Genomic DNA, 12,553 nt, shown 5'->3' with positions numbered 1-12,553 from the left:
GGGCGCTGATGAACCCCAAGGCGGACAATGGCTGGAGCGTCGCAGACGGCGTGCTGCAGAACCGCGTGGAGAAGGGCAAGCACCACGGCAACCTCCGCACGGAGAAGGAGTTCGAGGACTTTAACCTGAAGCTGGAAGTCCGTACCCAGAAGGACAGCAACAGCGGGATTTACCTGCGTGGCATCTATGAGGTCCAAGTGGCGGAGAGCTTCGGCAAGCCGCTGGACTCCCACAACATGGGCGCGCTCTACAGCCGCATCACGCCGTCCGTGGCGGCAGAGAAAGCCATTGGTGAGTGGCAGACCTTCGACATCACCCTGGTGGACCGCCATCTCACGGTGATCCTCAATGGCAAGACCATCATCGACAACCAGCCGGTGCTGGGTTGCACGGGTGGCGCCATTTCCAGCGATGAGTTCAAGCCCGGCCCGATCTATTTTCAGGGCGACCACACCAACATCGACTTCCGCAACGTGGTGCTGCGTCCGGTGGTGAAGTGAGGGGCTGGAGAACGAAATTCAAACTAACCACAGAGGGCGAAGAGACTGATTTTTAGACCGAATTCAAAGAATTTGGGTTTCTGAATCTGGGTCCGTTTCGTCGTTCTAGATCAAAAAAACAGGTCATAAGAGCCAGCGGCTTTTATGACCTGTTTTGTTTGGCCCATCAAGATGACGGGCCAGAGAGATGGAGGAGAACTTAGTTCACCTTGAGCAGTTCCACTTCAAAGATCAGTGCCTCGTTCGGCCCGATGTCGCGGCCGGCGCCGCGGCTGCCGTAGGCGAGCTTGGAGGGGATGTAGAACTCAAACTTGGCGCCTTCCTGCATGAGTTGCACGCCTTCGGTCCAGCCAGCGATCACGCGGTTGAGGGGGAAGCTGATGGGCTCCTTGCGCTTGTAGGAGCTGTCGAACTCCGTGCCGCTGATGAGCGTGCCGCGGTAGTGCACCAGCACCGTGTCCGTGGCCTTGGGGCTCTTGCCGGTGCCCGGGGTGAGGACTTTGTACTGGAGGCCGCTGGCGGTGGTGGTCACGCCTTCTTTTTTGGCGTTGTCTTCAAGAAACTTTTCGCCTTTGGCGAGGGCAATGTCAGACATGATGCAGGTGGGTGTTTCGGTTTGGTTTTTGACTAGGAAGGGAAAACCTAGACCTGTCCGGGGCATCGGCAAGCACAACCTCGTCTCCCACAGGACCTCCATGGTACCGTGCACCCCCTAAGGAGCGGCGGTTTGTGCTTGCACAACCGCCGGTGGTTTCCGGAGGAAGAGGCGTTCCAAGGAACAATACAGCGGCAAGACCGCATAAGGTCAGGGGTATTGGGCGATCGATCACTCCGCTTTAGCTCGGCGGTTGTGCGAGCACAAACTGCCGCTCCTTGGCCCCCTTTGACGTCACCTTAAGTAGGCGACTTGGAACATCAGGCTCACGCTCGGGGGCGCAGGTCCTGCTCGTACTCCATCCGGTCTGTCCGGTTGCGGGCCTTGATCTTGTGATCCCGCTTGAAGCGGCGCTCCACGGTCATCTGGCGCGTCTTTTTCCGCTTGAGCAGCTTGGCGATTTCTTCGTCCAGCTTCAAGTAGCCCAGGTGGCGTTCTTGGTCGAGCCGACCCTCTTCTACCGCGATGCGGATGGCGCAGCCCACGTCCTTGCCATGCTTGCAGTCCTGGAAACGGCATTGCATCGCCAGATCCTCGATGTCGGCGAATCGTTCCCGCAGGACCGTCTCGTCCGTCCACATCTGGATCTCCTTGATGCCCGGATTGTCCACCACGATGCCGCCCTTGCGCAGCACCATAAGCTCCCGTGCCGTGGTGGTGTGGCGGCCTTTGCCGGTGATTTCATTCACTTCGCCGGTGAACTGAAACTCGTCTCCCAGCAGCTCATTGATGAGTGCAGACTTGCCCACACCGCTGGATCCGATGAAGGCCAGGGTGTGCCCTTTGGTGAGATAGGGCTTCAGTGTCTGCTTGAAGATGCGCGGTTTCATCGCGCTACAGAGGTGCACCTCCGCATCAGGATTGAGACCTTGAATGGCCTCGACCGCCGCCTGGTTCTGATCGGCTGCGAAGAGGTCAGACTTGTTCACCAGCACCACTGCACGGGCTCCGCTACGTCCGATGACGGTGAAGTACCGCTCCATGCGGCGCAGGTTGAGATCGGGGCCGCTCTCGGTCACCACCACCACCACAGTGGGATTGGCCACAATGACCTGTTCCTCGGTGCTGTGGCCGGCGGACTTGCGGGAGAGGCAGGTCTGGCGGGAGAGCCGGGCGCGGATGACCGTGTCGTGGTCTTCATCACCCAGCTCCAGGGCCACCCAGTCACCCACCGCGGGCAGGTCCGCGTCCGTGGCGGCGTCATGGTACACCTTGCCGCTCATGACCACCTCGTACTCTTCAAAGCGGCCCTTCTCGACCGTCAGGGCTCCATAAGTAATCTTGTTGTCCCGGATCAGACGTGCAGGCACCCAATCGTTCGCGGCATAAGGGGCGAACTCTTGTTCAAACTCGTGATTCCATCCTAGATCGGCAAGGGCAACAGGCACGGGGAACGGATAAGGGATAAAGGGGTGGGGTCAAGAGGAAGCCATCCCTCACGCTGCGAGTGATGCGGTTCTTACACCTATTACTCTAAGAAAGGGGATTCGTCTTGAGTTAAGACGCACGCGCCATGTAGGATTTGCGCTTCCATCATTTCAACGACTGGCCACAGAGGGCCAGGTCTGCTTCAAACCCCTGCCAAGACATGAAGAAGCTTCTAGGAGGGCTCCTCGCGGGAGCCGGTGTGGCCGCGATTGTTGCCATGTGGTGGTCCAGTGGTGGCAGCGGTTCCCAGAAGAATGGTACCGCTGAATCGAGTGCCAGTGCAGGCCAGCATCCGACATCGAACGCTCAGATCCAGGAGGATGCGAAGGCCAAGGCGCCGCCTTCTGTGCCGACGGGAGTGGCAGCTTTGCCAGCGACGACCTTGGTAGAAGTCATTCAGCTCCCGCAGCCTGCCAAGCCCGAGATCGGTGCCTTTCGTGAATGGGCCGGGAGATACTTTGCGGCTTCCGCAGCAGATCGTGCCGCGATGGTTCCGGAAGGCATCCGCCTGGCGCAGCAGCACCGGCAGGCGCTCAAGGTGGTGGTGATGACAGATCCGCGCACGGCCCTGGAGCAAGCGGTGCCCATGGTGGTGCGCCAGGACTTGCCCCCTGAGATCGTGGCTCAGCTGGAGGAGCGGCTCAGCGGCGTCGGCCCTCTGGAGGTGCTGGCCGTTTCTCCGGACAGTGATCCCTCAGAGCCCACGGTGCGCCGGTTTGCGACGCTGAATGGCCAGGAGTACCGGGCGCATGTCTATGGCCGACGCGGACGGCAGATGTCCGTGAGCGCGGCCACCTTGAACGGCGTGGCGGTGGACAACGAGTTCGCCGTCAGCGAGAGCCCCCTGCGGAGGCTGGAAACCGGGGAGCGCCCGGACGCTGCCAAGCAAGCTGTGGAGGTCTGCCCCGTCTCAGGTGAAAGCACCACGGTCGAACGTTCTCCTCAAGGAACGCTGCCACCCGTTACGGTGGAGACGCCAGCCGTGGAGGCGGGTACCCAGATCATCTACCTCTGCGATGGCGGCCACTTCCGCCAGGTGGAGGAGGAACTCATCGCCGGAGAAGGCGCTACGGGTGGCCCCACTGCGCCCACCGGCACCTTCCCCATCACCCGGGTAAACAGCACCGGCATCCGGAAGATCATCTACCTGCGCCTCACCTTCCCGGACGCCCTCCAGGAACCTCAAACGGAGAAAGACGCGTATGCGAACCTGAAGACCATTGCCGACTACTTCCAGGAGAGCAGCTATGGTCGCCTCACCTTCATGGGCACGGTCGCTCCCACCGTGCTGCTGCCCCGCACCGCGGCGTGGTATATCACGGACTACAACACCACCGGCAGCAATTCGCCGATCATGAATGACGCTAAGGAGGCCGCGCGGAAGCTCGGATTTCCCCCGGAGGACTATCACCACTTCGTGGTCATCTACACCGGCGGCCCGGGCTCCTTCGGCGGGCTGGGCAGTGTGAACGGTCCCAACACCTGGCTGAAGACGACCTCGGTAGGCACGGCCGAGCATGAGTTGGGGCACAACGTGGGCGTGTGGCACTCCAACTCATGGAATACCTCCGGCGTGAGCAGTATTGGTTCAGGAGCCAATGTTGAATATGGCCACACCAACGACGTGATGGGCAGCAGCGGCAGCGGCGGCCACTTCAATGCCAGCATGAAGGAGCAGCTCCAGTGGATCACCCCGGAGACCTACACCACCGTGCGCAGGAGCGGCGTGTACCGCATCCACCAGTTCGACCAGGTGCGGCAGGACCCCGGGCTGCGCTATGCCCTGCGGGTGGCGAAAGATGCCGACCGCGACTACTGGCTGGAGTTCCGTCAGAAACTCTCCTCGAACCCGTGGTTCACGAACGGCGTCACACTCAACTGGAGCCCCTGGGGCTTCGGTAGCGGGGCGGACAACGGCACCGCCCTGGGCAGCAACCGCGGTACGCAACTGCTGGACATGACCCCCGGCTCCCCGGATGACCGCACGGATGCGCCGCTCGTCATCGGGCGCACGTTCTCCGACTATGAGGCAGACGTGCACATCACCCCCATTGGGAAGGGGGGCACCGCGCCGGAATCCATCGACGTGGTGGTGAACACCGGCACCATGGCCGCGGGAAACCTGCCGCCCACGTTCAGCCTCGGTGCGAGCGCCACCACCGTGGCGCTGAATGCGACGGTGAACTTCACCGCCACCGCCTCCGATCCCAACGGGGATACGCTGGCGTATTCGTGGGACTTTGGTGACAAGCTCGCTTCGTTTAACAGCACCAGCTTCAGCACCGTGAGCAGCGCCACCGCCAGCAAGACCTTCACCGCGGCAGGCTACTATCAGGTGCAGTGCACGGTGAGCGATATGAAAGGGGGCCGGGAGGTTCGCTCCGTGCTCATCACGGTGGGCGCGCCCTCCACCGTCACCATCAGCGGCACCGTGGTGGACGGGCTAGGGAACCCGCTGCCTGGGGTTCGCGTCCACAATGGGCTCACCACCTCCAACTATCGTGGTGCTTATTCTGATGCCACGGGAGCTTTTTGTGTGACCAACCTCTCGTCCACCGCCGTCACCTTGCAGGCGGTGAAGGAGGGTTACTCCCTGGCGGTCTCCGGCGGCGGGGCCGTGCAGAATTTCACCGCCACCCAGTCCGCGGTGAAAGTGGCCATCCAGGCCACCGATGCGGATGCGGCAGAGGACAGCAATCCCGGCCAGTTCCGCATCACCCGCACCGGCAGCACCACCGCCGCGCTCACCGTGTATGTGGACTTTACCGGCACGGCGGGGCTGAACTCGGACTACCAGCTCAGCCCTGCGGCCACCACCACCTCCTCGCCGCTGGAGAGCTTTGTCATCCCGGCTGGCAGTAGTTTCCTGGATGTCGCCATCAACATGGTGGCGGATTCCGCGCAGGAGGGGCCGGAGACGGTGGTCATGTCCCTCATCAATGCCAGTGGCTATCAAGTGAGCGGCCCGCAGACCGTGCAGGTGACGATTGCGGACAATGACACCTCCCTGCCTCAGGTGGCACTGGAGGTGGACGATCCCGAGGCCACGGAGGGCAACCCCGCAGACACCGGGCGGTTTGTTATTTCGCGAACCGGATCCACGGCGTCCGCGCTCACAGTGAATTTCACCGTGGATGCCTCCACCGGCAGCGCCACCAACGGCACAGACTTCACCAGCATCAGCAGCGTGGTCATTCCTGCGGGTGCCAGCTTTGTGCCCCTGGAGGTCACTCCGCTGAATGACACCCTGATGGAGGGGCTGGAGCTGGTCACCGTCACGGTGGCCACGAATGCCGCTTACGTGCGCCACCCCGCGCTGATCAGTGGCACGGTCAAGATCATTGATGACGAGACGCCGGTCGTCACCATTGCCGCCACAGATGCCACCGGGAATGAGAACGGCGATCCCATCCGCTTTACGCTCACCCGCACGGGCAGCACGACCCAGGAGCTGGTGGTGCACTATGCCGTCGGCGGAGAGGCCCTGCATGGCGCGGACTACCTGGCCCTGCCTGGATTCGTCACCTTCGCCCAGGGCAGTGCCACCGCCGTGGTGGATTTGTTCCCGGTACAAGATTCGCATGGAGAGCCGGCGCAATCCGTCTCCCTGCAGCTCCGCAGCAGCACGCAGTACATCCTCGGCAGCCCCAGCAATGCCAGCGCCAGCATTGTGGATGACGGCGACCTGCCCGTGGTCTCTGTGGCGCTCACGGATGGTGCCGTGGCAGAGGGTAGCACGGCCAATCCGGGCACTTTCCGCATCACCACTACCGGCACGGGGAGCGGAAACATCACCGTGAACTTTACCGTCACCGGCACCGCCGCCAGCGGGGTGGACTACACCTCAGTGGGCACCTCTGTGGTGATGGGAAAGAACACGACGGCCAATGTGGTGGTGACCCCGCTGAACGACAGCCTCCAGGAGAATGCGGAGACGGTGGTGCTCTCTGTGCAACCGTCCTCCAGCTACCAACTGGACCTGCAAAGCGCCGGCACCATGGTCATCGAGGATGATGACTCGGTGAACATGGTGAGCGTAACCGCCACCACCAACAGCGTCACGGAAGGGGGCAATGCACGGTTCTATGTCTCACGCTCTGTCACCACCACCTCTGCCCTGGTGGTAAAGCTGGGCACTGCAGGCACGGCTACGGCCGGGACGGATTACACGGCCCCGGCGGCGACGGTCACCATTCCCGCCAGTGCCCTGGGCGTGGTGGTGGATGTCGGCACCCTCACGGACTCCCTGGTGGAAGGGGCGGAGACTCTGGCCCTGGAGGTCCTGCCGGACCCAGCCATCGAGCCGCTCTATGGCATTGAGTCCGGACGCGCCACCATGGTGTTGAATGATGGTGCCAGCTCGGGCTTCGCCAGCAGTCTGGCCTTTGCCCAGACCAGCCTCACCGTGAATGAGGACGTGGGCACCGCCACCCTCACGGTGAACCGCACCGGCAGCCTGGCCGGTACCTCCACGGTGAACTATGTCATCTACGGCGGCACGGCACTGGGGGGTGGCGTGGACTACCGCCTGGGCACGGGTGCTTTGACTTTCGGCCCCGGCGTCTCCAGCCAGACCATCGAGGCGGCCGTGCAGGATGACCTGCTCCCAGAGGACGTGGAGACGGTGTGTGTGCTCCTGCAGGAGGCAGGCGGCGCAGCCCTTACCACGGCCACCGCGCAGTGCACGCTCCTCATTCTGGACAACGAGCCGCGCCTCTCTCTGGCGGTTGAGTCGCCGTTCGCTTTCGAAGGGCGCTTTGGCCAGCAGCTCAACTTCCGGCTCACCCGCACGGGCAGCACGGCCGCCGCGCTGGTGGTGCCAGTGGCCTACTCAGGCACGGCGGTTTCAGGAACTGACTATCCCACCCGGCCTGCCACCATCACCATCCCCGCCGGGGTGCAGGAGATCTTTTCCCACTTCCCGCCCAGCGCGGATGCGCTGGGGGAGGGAGAGGAGACGGTGATCCTGACCCTGGAGCAGGGCAGCGGGTACGTGCTCACGGAGAACCGCTCGGCCACGGCGTGCATCGGCGATGTCCAACAGAACAATGCCCCGCTGTTGTTTCTGCGATCCCCCCGGCTCTCCACCTCGGGGCTGCAGACGGCCGCCACGTTGTGGCTGGATGTGCTGACGGCAGATGATGAACTGCCAGTGCCGGCCACCTATGCCTGGACCAAGGCCTCCGGGCCGGGCACAGTCACCTTCACCGCTCCTTTCGCCGCCAGCAGCGGTGCCCGGTTCAGCACCGCAGGGCGCTATGTCCTGCGCCTCACCGCGGGAGACGGGGCGAAGACGAGCACGCTGGATGTGCCGGTAACGGTACTGGCCTCCACGAACACCTGGTCGCAGAGTGATGTGGGCACCCTGGCTCTGCCGGGGAGCGGGGCCTCCCAGTATGGCACCCACGCCGTGAACGGCTCCGGGTCCAGCCTCACCAGCAGTTCAGACACCTTCGCCCTCCGGCACCGGCGGCTCACTGGCGACGGAGAGATCATCGCCCGGGTTCGCCACGTGGCCGGCACCAGCGGCAGTGCCCGCGTGGGCGTGATGCTGCGAGAGAGCACCCTGGTCGGCTCCCGGATGGCGGCCATGCTCATGGCGCCCGCTACCTCGAACCTCTCTGCCGCCGTCAACCGGACCACCGCCTCCACCTCTGCCAGCACGGTTTCCACCAGCGGCGTGTCACCCGGTTATTGGGTGCGTCTGGCACGGGCCGGGGACGTCATCACGGCTTACGACTCTGTGGATGGTGTGCAGTGGGCCCAACGCGGGGCCGCGCAGACCTTCTCCGGTCTTTCCTCGGACCTGCTGGCGGGCATCGCCGTCGTGGCCGTCTCCTCCAGCACGCCGCCGAGGCTGAACACCGGCCTGGTGGACAACGTGCAGGTCATCGGCACTGCGGACAATCTGGCCCCCCTCGCAAACGCCGGACCCGACGGCACGGCAGAGGTGGGAGTTCCTCGAACCCTGGCTGGCGTGGTGACAGATGCTGACGGCCCAGCGCTGGCAGGCGGCGCACAGACGATCGCCTGGAGCCAGGTCTCCGGCCCGCCCGGGGTGGTGTTTGGGAATGCCTCCTCCGCCAGCACCACAGTGACTTTTCCGCAGGGTGGAGTCTATGCGCTGCGGCTCACCGCGGATGACGGCGGCATGCAGACCATGGATGAGGTCACCATCACGCTCGATACCGCAGAGGTCTCCATCTACGCCTATCATGATCCCGCCCGGGAGGATGGCTTCAGCCCGGGAGGTTTCCTCGTACTGCGGAAGGGGAATCTGAGCCGGGCGCTGGTCGTCAACTTCTCCCTGGCGGGCAGTGTTGGCCAGGAGGGGGTGGACTTCGAGCCGATGGGCACCACCGTCACCATTCCGGTCAATGCGGATTCCGCTTTCATCCTCATGCACGCCATTCCGGACACCCTGGCGGAGGGATCGGAGACCGTGCAGGGCACCCTCCTGCCAGGGGCGTACTACACCATCACGGAAGACAGCGTCGCCTCCAACTACATCGAGGATCTTCATGCAGATGAGTGGCGGTACGAGCAGTTCGGCGCCAATGCCAATGGACCCGGGAGCGGCATCATGGAGGACTTTGATGGGGACGGGGTGATCAACCTTCTGGAATATGCCTTCCACTCGGATGCGACGGTGGCGGGAGCGAACCTACCTGTTCTTTCCATGAACGGCAGTGCCCTCACCATCACCTACACGCGGGACCGGTGGGCGCAGGACATCGAGTATCATCCGGAGTGGAGCACCAGTCTCGGAGTCAACGGCTGGAGCGGCAGCGGAGTCGTGGAGCAGGTGACCCCGGTGGACCTGCGGTTTGAGAGCGTGCGTGCCACCTACACGCCCGCCCCGGGCACGCCCCACTGCTTCATGCGGGTGCGGATCGTGAAACCCTAGTTGGAGATGAACGCAGGCTTGGCAGGCGGCCGGGATCTGCCAGATTCCCCGGCACCCACCATGAGCCTGAGTCTGAGCCGCAAGCAAGTCCGCGCCTCCAGCCGGAAGCCGCGCCCCTCGCCTCCTGCAGGCGATGACGCTGACTCTGGCAGGGACGCCCCCGCGGCTGCCTCACCGGTGGCGGCGGAGGCGACGGTGACGTGGTGGCTCTACGTGTTGCGTTGTGCGGACCGCTCCCTCTACTGCGGCATCACCAATAACTTGGAGCGGCGTCTGGCCCGGCACAATGCCGGCACCGGAGCCCGGTACACCCGCGGTCGCGGCCCCCTGGTGCTGGAGCGCTCCTGGACCGCAGGCACCAAAACAGAAGCGCTGAAGATGGAGTTTCGGTTCAAGAAACTACGTAAGGCCCGCAAGGAACAGGCCGTGCAGGCGGAAGGGCGGGACTGGGCTGTGGAGACAAAGTAGCGCAGATTGTCAATCTGCTGTGCCGCCGATCGGCAATCGGCATCTTCCGCCCGTTCCCCTCGCATCTCCCCGCCCATCACCTCGTTGTTGGAGTGCCGACTTCAGTCGGCCGTAGCTCATCCAACGCATCCTGAGCCGACTAAAGTCGGTACTCCAACCCCGGTGCGGACCAGAGAATGTCGTTCGACTGTCCCAGCCGCTATGAACACCAACTTCCCCGCTTAAAAGCGGAACTCCAACCCTCTCCGTTCCGCCTTTAGGCGGTCAGGCCCCACAGACTCCCGACGCTCTTCTTTCCACCCCAGCCCCCGTTATTTCCCAGTATCCCCACCCTCTGCCGCTCGCTCAGAACCACCGCCACTCTCGGCCAGCCGGTATACCAGCACACCCTTCCCGTGGTCGACAAACGCCAGCCACGCTTCATCCGGGGAGAGCGCCGGGTGGTGGCAGCCGGCTCCGCCGTGGAGCAACACTTCAGATCGGCCGTCGGGGGTGATTCGCACCAGTTCGGTCTGTGAACGGGAAGGTGAACGTGATCCGGCGGCACTCTGCCGCCATTCGTAGCGGGTGCCGTTTGCCGAGACGACGGACGTCTCGCCGCGAGACTCCGGTTTTGATCCTGCCTCCCATTGCGAGGCCTTCTCGGCGAGCTGGCTGGATTCCACCTCGCCAGGAGGCCAGACCGCGATCGTGTGCCCTTCCCAATCCTTTGGGAAAAGCCGGGGCACATGCTGCAGGGCGATGCTGGTCCATTTGGCCCCGGAGGTGCGGATCGCGATTTCACCGCTGTCCGGCCGCCACACGGGAGAGCCCTGGGCCTCTGGAGCGTGGATGGTGAGCACCAGATTCACATCCATCTCCAGCAGGGCGCCGGCCAGGGCGTTGCTGGTCTGGTCGCGCAGGGACTGGTGCAGGCTGTATCCGCCCTGGGTCCAGCGGGTGAATTGATCACCATGGACCGCGTGGGACCACTCCCGGTAAAAGTGGGAGCGCTTCTCCGTGGGCGGGCTTACGGTGAGCAGCCCGGTCATCGATTGGTTGTTTCCCAGTTCCCGTTGGTAGCGGTACTCGCAGAAGGCGGCCTTCTCATCATGCAGAGGGCAGATCCGCACCAGTATTTCCCGGGCCTGTGGGTGCTGGCGGGCCAGTTCTTCCAGCTTGGCCGCCACGAAGCTGCTCTGGGGCAGACGGTGATCATCCAGCAGTTCAGACTTCGTGATGACAAAGCTCCGGGCGCTGCTGGCGTTTGCCGGTGAGGCCAGCTTTCCGGGTACGATGCCGTAGTCGGCCGTGATGCTGGAGGCGGCATCATCCCGGGAGATTGAGGGATGGCTGAAGATGTGAGCGAGGTGGCGTTCGAGCCGGGCGATGCCGTCGGGGGAACGTTGGGCTTCGAGGTAGGCTTCCTGCAAGGTCTTCTGGAAGCTGGCCCGCTCGGCTTCTGAATTGGGAGCGTGCCGAAGTTGGAAGTAGAGCTCGTCCAACCTGGCATCGAGAGGGGCCAGGAATTCCGGATCCGTCAGCAAGTACTCCCGGCGCTGGAGCAGGGCATTCTCCGCGACGAGCACCTTTTCCCACAGGGCCTTTTTCCAGGGTGCGTCCTTCTCCGGTCGTGCGATGGCGGGCAGCCTGGTGCTGGTGGGAGTGCTGGTGCCAGACCAGGGACGCAGGGTGAGCGTGATCCCCAGCGCCAGCACGGCCAGCGAGGCCCAGAGCTTGCGGGACCTCGTGTTCAGGAAAGATTGCGTCCACCTCCACATAAGACTAGACGGCAGGTCTGGCGGGAGCCTCGCGGCATTGCGCCGGATCCCGGGCAGAGGTTGAGTTATTTCCCGGAAGGGACGCCGGCACCCAGCTTGCGATGAAACAACTCCAGGGCCAGGCCATAGCAGGTGGACGCCAGCACGGGATCATAGCGGTGACCCTCGTCGCGAATGAAGGCATGCTGTCCGTTGAACTCATGCCAGGTGTAGCTCAGGTTCTGGGCATCCAGTTCTGCCTGTACCTTGCGACGTCCTTCCAGCGGGATGTGGGGATCCTGGCGACCCCAGATCATGCAGAGCTCTGCCTGGGTGTGCTTGATGCTTGCCAGGGTGTCATCGTTCAGGCCTTTGCCCAGGCTCTGCTTGTGGACGTCGGTGGCGTACAGGCACACGGCCGCGTCGATGTCGGCGTTCTTCGCCGCGGCGCGGAAGGAGAGGTGGCCGCCGATGCAGATCCCGAAGGTTCCCAGTTTACCAGTGCAGGCGGGGTGGGACTTCAGGAAGTCCAGAACGGCGCGGGAGTCGGCGTCGTAGCTGGCCAGTTCTTTGGCGGTTTTGAGATCATTGCCCTTGTCGGCCCCGGCCTGGTCATAGGCGAGCACTTCCCCCGCTGGCAGAAACTCGTGGTAGATCTCGGGCACGGCCACCAGATAGCCGTGGCCAGCCAGGTAGGCCGCGGTGCGCCGGATGGGGGCGGTGGCCTGGAAGATCTCCGAGTACATGAGGATGCCGGGATACCTACCCTCTGCCACAGGGCGGAACAGGTGCGTTCGCATGGGGCCGTACGGGGTCGGCAGGTCGGCAGTCTCGTCAGAGCGGAGAATCATGGGGG

At 63.6% G+C, this 12,553-nt stretch carries 7 protein-coding genes; 3 read left to right on the top strand and 4 right to left on the bottom strand.

Translation table 11 applies throughout. The annotated features are described in order from the left end of the window. The coding region (locus BV106_RS33855; protein ID WP_038172491.1) for a DUF1080 domain-containing protein at positions 1 to 500 on the top strand (500 nt) is incomplete at its 5' end. 199 nt (positions 501 to 699) lie between these two features. On the opposite strand, the gene BV106_RS33850 is transcribed toward BV106_RS33855, so the two are convergent. Together BV106_RS33850 and rsgA are read right to left on the bottom strand one after the other, a co-directional pair. Then, entirely contained in the window at positions 700 to 1,095 is a 396-nt protein-coding gene (locus tag BV106_RS33850) for an FKBP-type peptidyl-prolyl cis-trans isomerase (protein ID WP_009959498.1), read from the bottom strand. 326 nt (positions 1,096 to 1,421) lie between these two features. After that, the gene (rsgA, locus tag BV106_RS33845) at positions 1,422 to 2,543 is read right to left on the bottom strand and encodes a ribosome small subunit-dependent GTPase A (RefSeq protein WP_051946908.1); all 1,122 of its coding nucleotides are present in this window, start codon (positions 2,541 to 2,543) and stop codon (positions 1,422 to 1,424) included. Positions 2,544 to 2,743: 200 nt separating this feature from the next. Here rsgA and BV106_RS33840 point away from each other — a divergent pair, with 200 nt between their 5' ends. Together BV106_RS33840 and BV106_RS33835 are read left to right on the top strand one after the other, a co-directional pair. After that, positions 2,744 to 9,490, top strand: a complete 6,747-nt coding sequence (locus BV106_RS33840; protein WP_038172465.1) for a Calx-beta domain-containing protein — start codon at positions 2,744 to 2,746, stop codon at positions 9,488 to 9,490. Between the two features lie 6 nt (positions 9,491 to 9,496). After that, on the top strand, positions 9,497 to 9,958 hold the full coding sequence (locus BV106_RS33835) for a GIY-YIG nuclease family protein (protein ID WP_265596356.1): 462 nt from the start codon (positions 9,497 to 9,499) through the stop codon (positions 9,956 to 9,958). Positions 9,959 to 10,269: 311 nt separating this feature from the next. Here the strand turns inward: BV106_RS33835 and BV106_RS33830 are convergent, their stop codons facing one another. Then, the gene (locus BV106_RS33830; protein WP_038172463.1) at positions 10,270 to 11,718 is read right to left on the bottom strand and encodes a hypothetical protein; all 1,449 of its coding nucleotides are present in this window, start codon (positions 11,716 to 11,718) and stop codon (positions 10,270 to 10,272) included. Positions 11,719 to 11,783: 65 nt separating this feature from the next. Further along, entirely contained in the window at positions 11,784 to 12,548 is a 765-nt protein-coding gene (locus tag BV106_RS33825; protein ID WP_038172485.1) for a dienelactone hydrolase family protein, read from the bottom strand. Positions 12,549 to 12,553 lie beyond the last annotated feature (5 nt).

Origin of the sequence: Verrucomicrobium sp. BvORR106, from assembly GCF_000739655.1 — a bacterium.
In the GTDB taxonomy this organism is placed as follows: Bacteria; Verrucomicrobiota; Verrucomicrobiia; order Verrucomicrobiales; family Verrucomicrobiaceae; genus Verrucomicrobium.
The sequence above is the reverse complement of the archived record's forward strand: the minus strand, read 5'-3'. Positions and strand labels throughout refer to the sequence as shown.

Excerpts from the sequence above, each read along its gene's own strand:
- BV106_RS33850 (WP_009959498.1), bottom strand. The coding sequence starts at position 1,095 with ATGTCTGACATTGCCCTCGCCAAAGGCGAAAAGTTTCTTGAAGACAAC.
- BV106_RS33840 (WP_038172465.1), top strand. The coding sequence starts at position 2,744 with ATGAAGAAGCTTCTAGGAGGGCTCCTCGCGGGAGCCGGTGTGGCCGCG.
- BV106_RS33835 (WP_265596356.1), top strand. The coding sequence starts at position 9,497 with ATGAACGCAGGCTTGGCAGGCGGCCGGGATCTGCCAGATTCCCCGGCA.
- BV106_RS33830 (WP_038172463.1), bottom strand. The coding sequence starts at position 11,718 with ATGTGGAGGTGGACGCAATCTTTCCTGAACACGAGGTCCCGCAAGCTC.
- BV106_RS33825 (WP_038172485.1), bottom strand. The coding sequence starts at position 12,548 with ATGATTCTCCGCTCTGACGAGACTGCCGACCTGCCGACCCCGTACGGC.